The 14,805-nt window shown below is 75.0% G+C and carries 11 protein-coding genes and 1 pseudogene; 11 read left to right on the plus strand and 1 reads right to left on the minus strand.

From position 1 onward, the window contains the following. Window positions 1-18: 18 nt before the first annotated feature. The 11 genes and pseudogenes from AC2XR2_RS41705 (at window position 19) to AC2XR2_RS41755 (ending at window position 14,089) form a co-directional block, all read left to right on the plus strand. A complete protein-coding gene (locus AC2XR2_RS41705) occupies window positions 19-1,338 on the plus strand; it encodes a condensation domain-containing protein (RefSeq protein WP_491517983.1) in 1,320 nt (439 codons plus the stop codon). Then, entirely contained in the window at window positions 1,335-2,234 is a 900-nt protein-coding gene (locus AC2XR2_RS41710) for a thioesterase domain-containing protein (RefSeq protein ID WP_491517984.1), read from the plus strand. The genes AC2XR2_RS41705 and AC2XR2_RS41710 overlap by 4 nt, the downstream gene beginning before the upstream one ends. Continuing rightward, window positions 2,219-3,376: an acyl-CoA dehydrogenase family protein gene (locus AC2XR2_RS41715; RefSeq protein WP_381305763.1), complete on the plus strand. Its 1,158-nt coding sequence runs from the start codon at window positions 2,219-2,221 to the stop codon at window positions 3,374-3,376. Before AC2XR2_RS41710 ends, AC2XR2_RS41715 begins: the two co-directional genes overlap by 16 nt. Next, window positions 3,366-4,550, plus strand: a complete 1,185-nt coding sequence (locus tag AC2XR2_RS41720; protein ID WP_491517985.1) for an acyl-CoA dehydrogenase family protein — start codon at window positions 3,366-3,368, stop codon at window positions 4,548-4,550. Before AC2XR2_RS41715 ends, AC2XR2_RS41720 begins: the two co-directional genes overlap by 11 nt. A gap of 3 nt (window positions 4,551-4,553) precedes the next feature. Then, a pseudogene (locus AC2XR2_RS41725) lies at window positions 4,554-5,663 on the plus strand (AMP-binding protein); the annotation flags it as partial. A gap of 72 nt (window positions 5,664-5,735) precedes the next feature. Beyond that, window positions 5,736-6,476, plus strand: coding sequence for a phosphopantetheine-binding protein (locus AC2XR2_RS41730; RefSeq protein ID WP_491518595.1), 741 nt, complete (start codon window positions 5,736-5,738; stop codon window positions 6,474-6,476). Further along, window positions 6,463-7,806, plus strand: a complete 1,344-nt coding sequence (locus AC2XR2_RS41735; RefSeq protein ID WP_491517986.1) for a condensation domain-containing protein — start codon at window positions 6,463-6,465, stop codon at window positions 7,804-7,806. Before AC2XR2_RS41730 ends, AC2XR2_RS41735 begins: the two co-directional genes overlap by 14 nt. A gap of 107 nt (window positions 7,807-7,913) precedes the next feature. Continuing rightward, a complete protein-coding gene (gene glyA / locus AC2XR2_RS41740) occupies window positions 7,914-9,314 on the plus strand; it encodes a serine hydroxymethyltransferase (RefSeq protein ID WP_491517987.1) in 1,401 nt (466 codons plus the stop codon). 17 nt (window positions 9,315-9,331) lie between these two features. Further along, window positions 9,332-12,025 carry a non-ribosomal peptide synthetase gene (locus AC2XR2_RS41745; RefSeq protein WP_491517988.1) on the plus strand — a complete coding sequence of 898 codons (2,694 nt, stop codon included), beginning with the start codon at window positions 9,332-9,334 and terminating at the stop codon, window positions 12,023-12,025. A 97-nt stretch (window positions 12,026-12,122) separates the two neighbouring features. Then, window positions 12,123-13,343, plus strand: coding sequence for an MFS transporter (locus AC2XR2_RS41750; protein ID WP_491517989.1), 1,221 nt, complete (start codon window positions 12,123-12,125; stop codon window positions 13,341-13,343). A gap of 65 nt (window positions 13,344-13,408) precedes the next feature. Beyond that, entirely contained in the window at window positions 13,409-14,089 is a 681-nt protein-coding gene (locus tag AC2XR2_RS41755) for a 2-phosphosulfolactate phosphatase (RefSeq protein ID WP_491517990.1), read from the plus strand. A gap of 72 nt (window positions 14,090-14,161) precedes the next feature. Here the strand turns inward: AC2XR2_RS41755 and AC2XR2_RS41760 are convergent, their stop codons facing one another. Then, window positions 14,162-14,620 carry an SRPBCC family protein gene (locus AC2XR2_RS41760; RefSeq protein ID WP_491517991.1) on the minus strand — a complete coding sequence of 153 codons (459 nt, stop codon included), beginning with the start codon at window positions 14,618-14,620 and terminating at the stop codon, window positions 14,162-14,164. Between the last annotated feature and the right edge of the window lie 185 nt (window positions 14,621-14,805).

The raw sequence follows: 14,805 nt of genomic DNA on the forward strand, positions 1-14,805 counted from the left end.
CACTCACAGGACGCCGTCATGCCTCTTCAGGAAACGACAGCACCCCCAGGTCCCGGTACGACGCCCCAACCGCTCACCGACACCCAACTGGGGCTGTGGCTCGTCCACCAGCTCCGGCCGGACGACGCCGACCTGCACGTGGTACGCGCGTTCAGGGTGTCCGGGCCACTGGACGAAACCGCCCTGCGCCGGGCGCTGCGGGACGTGACCACGGCCCACCCGGCACTGCGGTCCCTGCACCCCGCCGACGGTCCGGGCGGCCCCGTCCGCAGTGTCCAGCCACCGCCCGGCGCCCCCGAGTGGGCGGATCTGGGCAGTGGGTCGGGGAGGGACCTGGCCGACTTCCACCGGCGTCCCTTCGACCTGGAGACCGAGACACCCCTGCGTGCCGGGATCGGCCGTCCGGACCCGGACGGCCGCACCCTGGTCGCCTTCTGCTTCCACCACATCGCCATGGACGCCGTCTCGGCCGCCGTGTTCTGCCGGGACCTCGCGGCGGCCTACGACCTCCGGACCGGCGCGGATCCATCGGCCACGGCCACCCCCGCGTACGGTCGCCCGACACCACGCAGCGCCACCGGGGCGCGCACCGCGGGCCGCTCCGACGCCGAGGAGACCCACGCCTACTGGGCGCACCGCATGAGCGCACCGCCCGCCCCGCTGCTGGACGCCCCGGCCGCCCGCGTCCCGGTCACCGGCCGACCCGCCAGGACAGCGGAGCTGCGCCGCGGCGCGCCTGCCGCCCGGGCCCTGCGGCGCACGGCCCGGGCCGCCGGGGTGACCGCCCACATGGTGCTGACCGCCGCCTACGCCAAGGCCCTCGGAGACGTCTTCGGCCGGGACGAGGTCGTCGTCGGCTGCCCCGTCTCACTGCGCGGCGCCGGTGACGCGGACGTCGTCGACTGTCTGGTGACCATGCTCCCGCTGCGGGTACGGCTGGAGAGCGACTGCGGGGCGTCCCCGTACCGGCAGGTCCGCGAACGCAGCGTCGAGGCCCAGCGGCACCGGGCCGTGCCCGCGGCCGTCCTGGCCGCGGCCGCGGGCACGGCGCCACTCGAATCGCCCTACCAGGCCGTCATCGACGTACGCCAGGACACCGCGCCCCGGCTCCCCCTGCGCGGCTGCCGCACCGAGGCGGTGGAGACCGGGGCGGGCTCCGTGCAGTACCCGCTGGATCTGGACGTCCGCATCGGCGACGACACCGTACGGCTGGTGCTGCGCACGGACACCGCGACGGTCTCCCGCCGCCGGGCCGACGCCGTGCTGACCGCACTCGACGCCCTCCTGTGGCCCGCGCCCTCGCCAGGGGAGAACCGGCCGGAAGGAGGTGCGCCGTGACCCGCCCCCGCGTGCGCCCCGACGACACCCCACGCCACCGCACGAACCCGCGCCCGCCCGCCGACCGGGCGGACACCGGCGTCGGCGATCCGCCCGCCCAGGCGGTGACCCCCCTGCTCCCGGGGCCCCCGGACGCGACCCCGTGCTATCTCGTGCACCCCGTGGGCGGCGGCCTGCTGTGCTACCTGCCCCTGGCGAGGGCCCTGTCGGCCCGGCACGCGGTACGCGGCATCCCCTCACCGCTGCTGTCCGGGCAGCCCGTCCCCGGCGGACTGTCCGAACTGGCCGTGGACTACGCAGCCCGGATCGACGCCGACAGCAGCGGCCCCTGTCTGGTCGGAGGCTGGTCCTTCGGCGGCGTGGCGGCCTTTGAAACGGCCCGCCGACTCACCGCGCGCGACCGCGCCGTCCGCCTGCTCGTCCTGCTGGACGCCCCACCGCCCGGCAGCTCGACCGGCCCCGTGGACGACGACACCCTGGCCCGGCAGTTCCTGTACGAAGTGCGCCGCATGAACGGCATGTCCCACGACGAAGCCCGGGCCGCGCCCGTCTCGGACCCCCTCGGTGCGGCGGCCGACGAGCTGGCCCGAGTCGACCCGGACGCCGGACCGGAGGAGACCGCACGGCGCTTCGAGACCTTCAGCCGGCACAGCCGCAGCCTCACCGGCCACCGGCCCGCCCACCCCCATCCCGGCCCGGCTCTCGTCGTCGACACCCGGCCGGCCGACGCCAGCGCGCCACGCGGCGCCGCATGGCTGCCCCACCTCACCGGCCCCGTGCACCGACTGACCCTGCCCACCGACCACTTCGGCCTGATGGGCCCGGCAGCCGCCGAAGCCGTCGCCGCGGCCGTCGAGCGCGCACACCTCGGAGACGCCCCGTGGACATCCTCCTGACGACGCGACAGCGGGACTTCCGTACCCGCCTCCGTGAGCTGCTGGGCGGGCCGGAGATGCGCCGGGCCCTCCTCGAAGGCAGCCGCGAGCACCCCGACGACCCCGACCCCGGGCCGGCCTACCGTGTGCTCGGCCGACACCGGTGGCTCGCCCCCGACTGGCCGACCGAACTGGGCGGAGCCGGCCTCGACACGGCGTGCGCCAACATCCTCACCGAGGAACTCGCCGTCCACCGCGTCCCCGACAGCGCCCATGTCAACAGCGTCCGCAACGCGGGCCGTTGCCTGCTGCTGTGCGGCAGCGCGCGGCAGCGCGAGCGGCTGCTGCCGCCCCTGGCCCGCGGCGACCTCCTGGCCGCGGTGCTCTACAGCGAACCCGAGACCGGATCCGACCTTGCCGCCCTGCGCACCACAGCGCGGCCGGCCCACCACGGATGGGAGCTGCACGGCACGAAGGTGCACAGCGTCAAGACGGCCCACTGCGACCTGGCGATTGTCGCCGCCCGCACCCGGGACCACCCGCAACCCCTGCTCGGGATCACCCTGTTCGTGGTCGACCTGCACGCGCCCGGCGTCACCGTCCGCCCGGTCTCCGGCGTCAACCACGAGCCGTTCCACCACGTGAGCCTCGAGGGCGTGAGGGTCGGACCGGACGACGTCGTCGGAGAGGTCGACGAGGGATGGCTGGTGATCACCGAGGGACTGGCCGTCGAACGCGTGGGCATGGACTACACCGCCCGGGTCCGCGCCCACCTCGCCTGGCTGCGCACACGGGCCGCCGACCGGTTCCGAAGTGATGACGTGGCAGAACGGCTCGACAGGCTCTCCACCGCCGCCGAGGCCGGCCGTCTCCTCGCCTGGTCCATGGCCGCCCGGCTCGCGGACGGGGACCTCGACCCGGCCGAGGCCGCCGAGTCGAAATGGCTCAACAGCGAGCTGATGCGGGAGGTGTGGGAGCTCTCGCAGGAACTGTCCGGCCCCCACGACCTGCTGACGGCAGCAGACCCCGGAGCGCCCGAGGACCTCACCGCGCTCCTGCTCAACCAGGAGGCCCCCGGGCTGAGCCTGTCGGCCGGCACCTCGGAGATGATGCTCCAGGTCATCGCCGCAAACCTCGGACTGGAGGCCGGCGATGCACGGTGACCCCGGCTCGACACCCTCCGCACTGGCCGCGGAGTTCCGGAGCGCGCTGGAGACGAACCCCGCCGGGACGGCCGCCCTCGCGCCCCACTGGGCCACCCTGACCGTGCCGGCTTCCCGCGGCGGTCGCGGACTCGATCAGGCGGCGGCCGTGACGGTCGCCGAAGAGATCGGACGTGCCGGACGCGACGGCACTCTGCTGGACATGATCGCGGCGGCGGAGACCCTCGCCGCAGCGGGCCCCGGACCGGCCGCCGAGGCGCTGGACGGCCTGGCGACCGGTACGGACGTGCCCGCCGTGAGCTGGTGGCCCGCACCCGGTGAACGGCACGAGAGTGAAGGCGCACCTCCCGGACACCGGGACTTCGCGGTCGGACTGCCCGCCACCACCGCGCTGCTGCGGCTGCCGTCGGCTCCCGGGGCCGGCGAGCGCTTCGCTCTCGTCGCTCTGCACGGCGCCACCTGGCGGCCGCAGCCGGGCCTGCACGGTGAGCCACGCCACCGCCTGGACCTCGACGACCGGGCGGACCTGCGCCGTCCGGCAGTCGTGGACGTGGACGCGGGCGCCGCTCCGGGCGGCAGCGGCCCGAGTCCGGCCGACCTCGACGGCATCCGCCGGGCCGCGTATCTGTGGGGGCTGGGCGACGCCGCTGTCGGCGCGGCCGTACGACGGGCCCGGGAGCGGCACCAGTTCGGTGTCCCGATCGGCCGCCACCAGGCGGTCGCCTTCCCCCTGGCCGCCCTCACCGCGCGCCTGCGCGCCACCCGCCTGCTCATCCACTCCACGGCCGCGGCCACCGGTCCTGCCGTCGCCCGCGATCCCGCCGTAGCCGTAGCCGTAGCCGTAGCCGCCGCCCCGGCCGCTTCCACCGGTCCCGCCGTCGCCCACGATCCCGCCGCAGCCGTAGCCGCAGCCGCAGCCGCCGACCCGGCCGCGTCCATCGGTCCCGCCGCCGACGACGAGGACAAGCGCCCGTTCACCGAGCGGGTGGCGCGGCTCGTGCGGCACACCGGCGAACTCGCCCTGGACGCCACCTGGTGCGCCCTGCACCTGCACGGCGCCCACGGACTCACCGACGCATCACCGGCCCAACTGCTCTACCGGCGGGCGTTGTTCCACACCGCGCTCCTCCGGCCGGGCCGCCACCCGCATCCGCCGTACTCGCGAAGGACATGACCGATGACCAGCCTCGCCCACCCTTCCCCCGGCCTGTCGCCTCCGCCCACCCCGGACGGCCTGCTGCACGACCTCGTCCGCGACCAGAGCCTGCGCACCCCGGACGCCCCCGCGGTCACCGACACCACCACCACCCTGACCTACCGTCAGCTCCAGGAGCGGGCAGACGTCCTGAGCGGCCACCTCGCCGACGCGGGCTGCGGCCCCGGCACGCTGGTCGGCATCGCCCTCAACCGCAGTGCGGACGCGGTGGCGGCCGTCCTGGCCGTGCTCCAGGCCGGCGCCGCGTACGTACCCCTCGACCTGGGCTATCCGGTCGAGCGGCTGCGCGCGGTGCTGGCGGACGCACGGCCCCGGCTCGTCCTGGCCGCCGACCGGGAGGCAGCGGAGCGGCGGCTGGGCACCGACATCCCCGTGACGGCCGTCGACGCACTGCCGACCCGGGCCGAAGCCCGGCCACGGATGCCGCGCCGGCGACCGGAGCCGCACGCGCCGGCCTACGTCCTCCACACCTCGGGCTCCACCGGACGACCCAAAGGCGTCGTGGTGCCGCACCGCGCCATCCGCTCGCGCGTGGTGTGGGAGACGACCGCCTTCCCCACCGGGCCCGGCGACAGCGTCCTGCACCGCACCTCCCTGGCCTTCGACATCTCCCTCCAGGAGATCTTCCCTCCGCTGGCCACCGGAGCCCGCGTGGTCGTCGCCGACGAGGACGGACAACGCGACCCGGCCCGGCTGGTATGACTGCTGGCCCGCGAGAACGTCACCACCCTGGCCCTGGTGCCCTCGCTGCTGCGCGCCCTCCTCGACGAGGACGAGGGCCTGCGGTCCTGCCCCCGGCTGCGCGAGGTGTTCGTCGGCGGCGAGCGACTGGACCGCCCGCTGCACGACCGGTTCCTGCACCACGCCAAGGCCCGGCTGCACAACATGTACGGCCCCACTGAGTACGCCATCGACGCCACCTACTGGACCTGCCGGCCCCTGCCTGCCGGACAGGAGGTGCCCATCGGCCTCCCGCTGGAGCGCACCGAGCTGTACGTCCTCGACGAGTCCCTGAAGCCGGTGCCCGAGGGAACCGCGGGGCAGTTGGCGGTCGCCGGCGACCAACTCGCCCTGGGCTACCTCGGCGACACGGAGGCAACGGCCCGCGCCTTCCCGGACAACCCGTTCGTACCGGGTTCGCGCATGTACCTCACAGGCGACCTGGTGCGCCGGCGTGCGGACGGCGCCCTGGAATTCCTCGGCCGCGGGGACGACCAGGTCAAGATCCGCGGCCACCGGATCGAACTGGGGGACGTCGAGGCGCACTTGCTGGCCCTGCCCGGCGTACGGGCCGCGGCGGCCCGTGCCTTCGACGAGCCGGACGGGCAGGACACCGCGCTGGTCGGCTACGTGGTCCCCGGACCGGAGGGCGCCGACCCGCCGACCCTGCGCCGCGCCATGGCCGAACGGGTCCCCGCCCACATGGTCCCGGCCGACATCCTGCCGCTGGAGTCACTGCCGCTCGGGCCCACCGGGAAGACCGACCGCGCGGCGCTGCCGGAGCCCCGCCGCGCCGCCCCCGGCCCGCCCGGCCGAGAGCCGGCGGGGGCGCAGGCATCGGGCGGGTCGGGCGGCGGGAGCCAGGGACCGCAGTCCTCGGACGGGGCGACCGGCGAGGGTGCAGGGGGGCAGGCCCCGAACGGATCGGCCGACGAGGTCGCGCAGGCCGTCGTCGACGTCTTCTCGGAGGTGCTGCGCCGCCCCGAGGTCGGCCCGCACGACGACTTCTTCGAGCTCGGCGGCAGCTCCCTGCAAGCCGCGCGGCTCGTCAACCGGCTGCGCAAACGCCTGGGCCGCGACCTCGCCCTGGCCACGCTGTTCGAGGCCTCCACGCCGGCCGGCATAGCCGCCGTACTGGAGGAGGGTTCCCGTGCCCGCACCTGAACGCGCGGCCGTGGCCACGACGCAGCACACGGACGGCGGGCGTCCGGCATCCGACCCCGCCGGCGCGCACGCACCGGGTCGTACCGCATCGGCCAGGCCGACGACGGCCGCGGAGCGCCGCTTCTGGGCACTGGACCACACCTCCGGCACCCGCACGGCCGCGACGACCTTCGCCCACTTCCGGCTGACCGGCCCGCTCGACCCCACCGCCCTGACGAAGGCCCTGCGCGCCGTACGCGAACGGCACGAGGCCCTGCGCACCGCGTACACGATCCGGGGCGCGACCCTGGTCGCCGAGGTCACCGACCGCCCACCGGAACACGAACCGCTGCTCCTGCCGTCCGGGACCACCCAGAGCCAGGCGGTCGGCATCCTGCGGCGCTCGGTCGCGTTCGACACCGCGGCGGCCGATCTGTTGCGCTGGGCCGTCGCACCCCTGCCGGACGGGGCGGATCTGTACCTGGCCGTCCATCACATCGCCTTCGACGGCGCCTCGGGCGAGGTGCTCGCCGCCGACCTTGTCCACACCTACGCCACCGCCCTCGCCGGAGAACGCCCCCACCTGCCCCCAGCCGCCCGCGGCCCGACGCCCGTCCTCGATCCTGACGGCCGCGCGGAACTCGAACGGCATTGGCACCGAGCGCTCTCCGGCATCGGCGATCTGCCGGACGAAGGGCGCGACCTGACCCGGCGCGACATCGTCACCGGCACCCTCGTGCAGTCTCCCGTCCGCTTGGACCGGGCCGCCTCGACGGCTCTGCGCGAACGGGCCCGTGCCGCGGCGGTGACGCCCTTCGCCGTGCTGCTGGCCGCCTACGCGCGCGCTCTGGCCACGCTCGCCGACGCCCGGGACTTCGCGATCGGGACCGCCGTCGCGGACCGTCCCGCCGGCACGGAGGAGGAGGTCGGCTGCCGTTTCACGATGGTGCCCGTGCCGGTCCGCGACCCGCTCGCCGCGGACTGCGTGACACGGGTGTGGGACACCGTCGTCGACTGCGTGCTGCACGCGGCCCTGCCGCTGGAGGACATCGTGCGTGCCACCGGCCGCGGCCGCAGCCGACGCATGCCGCTGTACCAGGCGACGTTCCTGCTCCAGAACTGGCCGCGCCAGGCACACCGCGCGGGCCCCGTCACCGTCCGCACGCGCCCGGTCCCGCCCACCGCGCCCCAGGCCGAGGTGCTGCTGGAGCTCTACGACGACGGCGACGGACCGGTGCACGGCGTCCTCCAGGCACCCGACACCTCCGTGTGGGCCGACCGTCTCCCGCTGCTCGCCGACCACTGGCACCGGCAGACCCTCGCGGCCCCGGCCGACCCCAGCGCCGGCTGACGCCGCGCACGTCCGGCGGGCGGGCCGTGGCCCGTTGCGGATCCCGCTCCCCGCCGCGGCCCGGCACCCGCCGCGCCGCACCCCGTCACTCCCTTGGGGAACCCTTCATGATCACTGGACAAGCGCCCCTGACCGCACCCCGATCGGCACCACAGCCCGCCGTCACCGCCGGATCCCACCGGCGCCTCCTCGACCAGGGCGCCGGCACCCTGCCCCACGACGATCCCGCGCTGGCCGGCCTGCTGGACGCCGAAGTCCGCTTCCAGCAGGAGAACCTGGCGATGGTCGCCTACGCCAGCCTGGCCCACCCCTCCGTCCTCGCGGCGGCGGGCAGCGCCCTGTCCAACGTCACCGCCGAGGGCTACCCCGGCGCCCGCTACCACCCCGGAGCACACGTCTTCGACGAGGTCGAGCGGCTCGCGGCCCAGCGGGCGACGGCCCTCTTCGGCGCCCGCCACGCCAACGTGCAGCCCCACTCGTGCTCCTCGGCCAACCTCAGCGTGCTGTTCGCCCTGATGCGGCCCGGCGACACGCTTCTCGGCCTCGACCTGGACGCCGGCGGCCATCTCACCCACGGCGCCCCGGCCTCGGTGACCGGCCGGTACTTCCGCGCGGTCCACTACGGCCTGGGTCCCGACGGCCGCATCGACCTGGACGAGGTGGCCGCCCTGGCCCGTCGGCACCGGCCCAAGGTGATCGTGGCCGGCGCCAGTGCCTACCCGCGCACCTGGGACTACGGCCCCTTCCGGGCCGTCGCCGACGAGGTGGGCGCCTGGCTGCTGGCTGACATCTCCCACGTCGCCGGGCTGGTGGCCGCCGGCCTCCACCCCAACCCGGTGGACATCGCCCACGTCACGACCACCAGCACCTACAAGCAACTGGGCGGACCGCGCGGAGGGCTCATCCTGCTCGGGGCCGCGGCCGAAGAGGCCACCGGTGCCCACGGCAGTGGGCCGCTGGCCGAACGGATGCGGCGAGGGGTGTTCCCGCGCACCCAGGGCACGCCGAACGCGGCCGCGATCGCGGCCAAGGCACGTGCCCTCGGTCTGGCGGCCGGCCCCCGGTTCACCACGCTCGCCCGGCGGATCAGGACCGACGCCCGGGTGCTGGCCGACGCCCTGGTGGCCCGCGGGCACCGTCTGGTCAGCGGCGGCACCGACAACCACATGGTGCTGCTGGACCTGTCCGCGGGCGGGGTGAGCGGAGCGGACACGGAGCGGGCGCTGGAGACGTGCGGAATCCTCGCCAACCGCAACCGCGTCCCGGGGGACACCCGGCCACCCCTCGTCACCAGCGGGCTGCGGCTGGGCACCAACATCCTCGCGCAGCGCGGTCTGGGGCCCGCCGAGATGGACACCTGCGCCGAGCTCGTCGACACGGTCGTACGGGGCCTGGGCGCAGGAGGCGGACGGGACCGTCTCGACCCGGCGCTCGCCGCGCGGGTGCGCGCGACCGTGCAGGACCTCTGCGACCGCTTCCCGGTCCCCCAGTACCCGGCCGCGCCCTGACGAGGAAGGACACGCCGATGCAAGCCCTGACACTTCCCGTGACCGCGAGGCGAACAGAGGCCCACGGCGGAGGGCCCTCCGTCCACGAGGTGACACTGCCCGGCACCCCTGAGCGGGACGACGGCCCAGGGCTCGCCGAAGCCGTGACCGTCTGCGCGGTCGTCCTGGCCCGGTACGCGGGCGCCGACGACTTCGTCCTCCCCGTGGTGACCGGGAGCCCGGCCCGACGGACCACGCGCATCGCCGTGGATCTCAACGGACCACCCTCGTACCGCGCGCTGCTGGCGAACGTGCGGGCGGCCCTGAGCTCGGGGGACACCGCCCCCGCTCCCGCCGACGCGGACGGCGCGGAGCCGACGGAAGGCTCAGGGCGGGCGGACGGCCCGCTGCCCGTGCGGGTGACCACCTGCCGCAGAGGGCACCTCGACCCCGCCGCGGAGGCCGGGCGGCTCAGCCTCGCCGTGGACGACGGGCCCGGCGGTGGTGCGTGGCTCGTGGTGCCGCCCCGGACCTTGTCGCCGGACGCCGCCGAGCGGTTGTGCGGCCACCTGAGTGTCCTGGCTTCGGCGGCGGTCGCCGATCCGGACCTTCCCGTGACGGAGCTGCCGATGCTGACGCCCGCAGAGGAACAGCTGATGCTGGTGGAGTGGAACCGTACGGCCGCCGAACTGCCGCACGACCGGTGTCTGCACGAGCACTTCCAGGACCGGGCCGCCGCGCAGCCGGATGCCGTCGCCGTGCGGGAGGGCGGCCGGGCCACCACCTTCGCCGAGGTGAACGCCCGGGCCAACCGCCTCGCCCGCCGACTGGCCGGGCTGGGCGTGGCACCCGGTGCGGTCGTGGGCGTGTGCCTGCCACGCTCCACCGACCTGCTCGTGGCCCTGCTGGCGGTACTGAAAGCCGGTGGCTGCTATCTGCCGATGGATCCCGCCTACCCGGCCGAACGGCTGGCCTTCCTGCGTCGCGACGGCGCCTGCGAGGTCGTCCTGGCGACCCCGGCCACGGCGGCGACGCTGCCCGAGGGCCCGGGCCGGCTGCTGACGCTGTCCCCGCCCGCGACCGGCCCCGGACACGTCACGGGCCCTGAGCCTGCGGCCGACCTGGCCCACGTCACCGGCCCGGAGCGTGCGACCGACCTGGACCACCTCACCGACCCGGAGCGTGCGACCGGCCCGGAGCGCGTCATCAGCCCGGATCACCACGTGGCACCCGGCACGGCGGATCCGGACGAGACGGCCCTGGCCGCCGGGCGTGACCTGCCCGCCCGCGCCCGGGCGGACGACCTCTGCTACGTCATCCACACCTCCGGCTCCACCGGGGAGCCCAAGGGCATCGAGCTGCGGCACCGGGGCGTCGTCAACAATCTCACCGACCTCAACGGGCGCTTCGGCATCGGACCGGGCGACGCGGTCCTGACGCTGTCCTCACCCGGCTTCGACATGTCGGTGTACGAGTTCCTCGGCATCACCGCCGCCGGCGGCACTGTCGTCGTACCGGACTCCGAGGGCCTCCAGCGCCCGTCCCACTGGGCGGAACTCGTCCAGGCACACCACGTCACCGTGTGGAACTCCGCGCCGGCGCTGCTGGAGCTGTTCGTGGAGCACGCGGAGCGCCACGGTCTGGAGTTCCCGGGACTGAAGGTGGCGATGCTGGGCGGCGACTGGATCGGGGTGGACCTGCCCGGGCGGCTGCGGGCACGCGCGCCGCGGATCCGGGTGGCCGCTCTCGGCGGGGCCACCGAGTCCTCCATCCACTCCACGCTGTACGAGGTGCCGGCCGCGGGCGGACCGGACTGGCCCAGCGTGCCCTACGGTCGCCCGCTGGCCAACCAGCGTCTGTACATCCTCGATCCCGCGGGCCGGCCGGTTCCGGTCGGTGTGCCGGGCGAACTGCACCTGGCCGGTGTGGGCCTGGCCCGTGGCTACGCGGGCCGCGCCGACCTGACCGCCGAGCGTTTCCGTCTCTGGCACCACCCGGCGGTGGGGGAGGACCGGCTCTACCGCACGGGCGACCTCGCCCGGTATCACCCGGACGGGCTCGTGGAACTCCTCGGCAGGCTCGACTTCCAGGTCAAGATCAGTGGAGTGCGGGTCGAACTGGGAGAGATCGAGCACCACCTGCGCGGGGTTCGCGGGGTGCGGCAGGCTGTCGCCGTCGCGACCGCCGGGCCCGGGGAACGCCGGCTCGTCGGCTACGTCGTGCCGTACCCGGAGGAGACGGTCGACGCGTCGGCGGTGCGCGCACAGCTGGCCGCGCGGCTCCCGGCGGCGATGGTCCCCGGCACGGTGGTGGTGACCGCAGACCTGCCGCTGAGCCCCAACGGCAAGGTCGACCGGCGACGGCTGACCGGGACGCCGCCCGCAGCGGACGACCTGACGGCGATGCGGAGGGCCCACGGCAGGGACGGGACAGCGGAGGGCAGGGATCTCAGCGAGGAGGGGACGGCGAGGGGGAGGGATCTCAGCGAGGACGGGACGGCGAAGGAGACGGCCCTGGACCCCGACGAGGAACGGGTGGCCCAGGTGTGGGCACGCATCCTGGACGTGCCGCCGCCGAGCCCTGACGCGGACTTCTTCGCCCTGGGCGGCGACTCCTTTCGGGCCCTGCGCGCCATGAGCGTCCTCGCTCCCGACCAGTCGCCCGCCGAACTGTTCAAGCACCGCACGGTCGGAGCGCTGGCCGCCCGGCTGCGCGCGTTGCGGCGACCGTGACCACCCATGAAGACAGCACCCCCGGGAACCCGGTCCACCTGTGGGCCGACGGGGCGTGCCCGGTGACGAGGGACCGGCAGGGGAGAGGAGAACCCGGGTGGACGCCCAGGTGAGCGCACGGCCGACCGGCTACCGGCAGGTGATGGCGGCGCCCGGCTGGCGGCCCTGGGCCCTGACCACGCTGCTGAGCCGCATACCGGACGCCATGGCGCCGCTCGCCCTGGTCCTGCTGGGCCACCAGGCGGGTTCCTTCGCGGTCGGCGGTCTCGCCTCCGGCGCCCACGCGATCACCGAGGCGGTCCTGGCCCCCTGGCTGGGCGCCTTCGCCGACCGCTGGCCCGGCCACCGCTATCTCCGGGTGGCCCTCGGCGTCCGCGCCGCCGTCTACGCCCTGCTCGCCGCCACCGCCACCGTCCTGCCGGCCCCGGCACTGGTCGTCCTGGCCGGTGTGGCCGGTGGTGTCGGGGCCGGTGCCCCGGGACAGCTCCGCGCGTTACTGGCCCGGAGCATGCCGAGGCCACTGCTGCATCAGGCGATGAGCCTGGACACCACCCTCCTGGAACTGGCGTGGACGGTGGCCCCGGCCGCCGTGGCGGGCCTCGTCGCCCTGGGCGATCCACGGCTCCCGGTGGCGGTCATGGCCGTGCTCGCCGCCGCCTCGGCCCTGATGTGCGCCCGGCTGCCCACCGCACCCGCCCGCGAAGACGGCGGCCGGACCACAGGGCGGTTGTCGCGCGGGACCCTGCTGCGGGCGGCGGTGCCCTCGCTCGCCCTGGGTGTGGTCGGCGGGTTCGCGGGCGGCACGCTGGACACGGCGATACCACCGGCTCTGGACGCCGCCGGATCCCCGGCCTCCCTGGCGGGAGTCCTCTTCACCGGCTACTCGATCACCAGCGTGCTGGGCGGTCTCGTCTACGGCCTGCGCAGGTGGCCGGGGCGCATCCACCGTCAGGCGGCCGTGTTCCTGGCGCTGCTGTGCGCGGTGCTGCTGCCCTCCGCGCTCGTGCCCAGCCTGCCCGTCATCGCGATCAGTGTGGCGGCGGCCGGGCTGTTCGCCGCACCGCAGATCACGGCACGTGCGCTGACCCTCCAGCGCGACCTGCCCGAATCGGCGTGGAGCGCGGGTTTCTCCTCCCTCTACGCGGCGAACGGCGCCGGCTACGGTCTGGCCGGGTTCGCGATCGCCGCCATGCTCCCGCTGGGCGTGCACATCGCCTACGCCGTCCCCCTGCTGGTCTGCCTGACCGTCGCCCTCCTGGCGGTCCTGCCCGCGGGGCCGGCGCCGACACCCGACTCCGCCGGGCCGGACGGCAAGTGACGGACCCGTTCCGGCCCAACCGGAAATTCACCGACGACCACCCCGGTGTACGCGATCATGGTCGGATGGACCCTCGTTTCCTCGGCACAGCCGAACTGACCGAAGTCCCGTCCGTAGCCGTCGTGGTCGACGTCATGCGGGCCTTCACGGTGGCCGCGTGGGCCTTCGGCCAGGGGGCGGAGAAGATCGTGCTCGCCGAGTCCCTGGACGAGGCCCTGGCACTGAAGGAGCGCCACCCCGACTGGGTGGCACTCAAGGACGGTCCGCCCGCGCCCGGCTTCGACACCGTCAACTCGCCCGGCCTGCTGCGCTCCCTCGACCTCGCCGGACGGACCGTGGTGCAGAAGACCACGGCCGGGACGGTCGGCGCACTGGCCGTCAGGGAGGCGTCGCTGGTGCTCTGCGCCTCCTTCGTGGTCGCGGAGGCGACGGTCCGGCTTCTCCGGGCCCGCGGGGGTGACGCCGTCACGTTCGTGGTCACGGGCGAGGACGGACGGGCCGAGGAGGATCTGGCGTGCGCCCAGTACCTCGCTCGCCGTGTCACCGACCCCGAAACCGACGCGGCGGAGTTCCTCCGCCGTGCCGCCGAGTCCCGTGCCGCCACCGAACTCGCGGAAGGCGTCCGCAAGGGCGTCCACGCCGACGACGTCGCCCTCTGCCTCGAACTCGACCGGTTCCCCTTCGCCATGGCGGCCACCCAGGAGGACTCCCTCATGGTCCTGCGCCCGCATGCCGCGCCCGCGTAGACCGAAGAGCCCCTGCGGCGGGCACCGCCATGGCCGTACCCCTGAAGGATCCGGCACGGCATGGGCCTGTCGTCAGCCCGCCGGGATCGCCCTCTCCGCGGCCGCCTTGATCCGCGCCCCGAACGCCGGCGCGTCCTTGCGGGCCGCGGCCAACGCGAGACCGACCAGCAGCTTGCCCAGTCCATGGCCGTCCAGGACGTTGAAGATGCGGACGCGGGTCCTGCCGTCGGGCAGGGACTCCAGGTCGTAGCCGCCCTCGCGCACGGTCACGCTGTTCTTGGACACCTCGGCCCAGCGGATCCGCACCGGCGCGTCGAGCTCGGTGATGCGGAACTCCCGGGCGGACTTCATACCGGCGTCCTTCACGGTGCTCCGGAAGACCGTGCCCACGGCCGTCGGCGTCTCGGGGATCCGCTCGATCTTGAGGACCCGGGGGCTGAACTGCGGGTCGTTGCGCCCGTCGGCGAGGTACTCGTACACCTCCTTGACGGGCCGGTCGACCTCGACCACCGCTTCGAACTGTCCGGACATGGGCACTCCTCATCGGTCGAGCCAGGACGCATGCGCGGCTCGCCTTGACGGGCGGTTCTGCCAGGGCGGCACAGCGACCCTACGGGAGGGCAGGTTCATCGCGCGAGACGTAGGGGGCCCGCACCGCATCCGAACAGGGGGTGGGCCCCGAAGTCCTCTCCACAACGCACCGATAGGGACGAGGT

It is taken from the genome of Streptomyces sp. LS-MS-L19, from assembly GCF_058382285.1.

Excerpts from the sequence above, each read along its gene's own strand:
- AC2XR2_RS41705 (WP_491517983.1), top strand. The coding sequence starts at position 19 with ATGCCTCTTCAGGAAACGACAGCACCCCCAGGTCCCGGTACGACGCCC.
- AC2XR2_RS41720 (WP_491517985.1), top strand. The coding sequence starts at position 3,366 with ATGCACGGTGACCCCGGCTCGACACCCTCCGCACTGGCCGCGGAGTTC.
- AC2XR2_RS41730 (WP_491518595.1), top strand. The coding sequence starts at position 5,736 with ATGTACCTCACAGGCGACCTGGTGCGCCGGCGTGCGGACGGCGCCCTG.
- glyA (WP_491517987.1), top strand. The coding sequence starts at position 7,914 with ATGATCACTGGACAAGCGCCCCTGACCGCACCCCGATCGGCACCACAG.
- AC2XR2_RS41745 (WP_491517988.1), top strand. The coding sequence starts at position 9,332 with ATGCAAGCCCTGACACTTCCCGTGACCGCGAGGCGAACAGAGGCCCAC.
- AC2XR2_RS41755 (WP_491517990.1), top strand. The coding sequence starts at position 13,409 with ATGGACCCTCGTTTCCTCGGCACAGCCGAACTGACCGAAGTCCCGTCC.
- AC2XR2_RS41760 (WP_491517991.1), bottom strand. The coding sequence starts at position 14,620 with ATGTCCGGACAGTTCGAAGCGGTGGTCGAGGTCGACCGGCCCGTCAAG.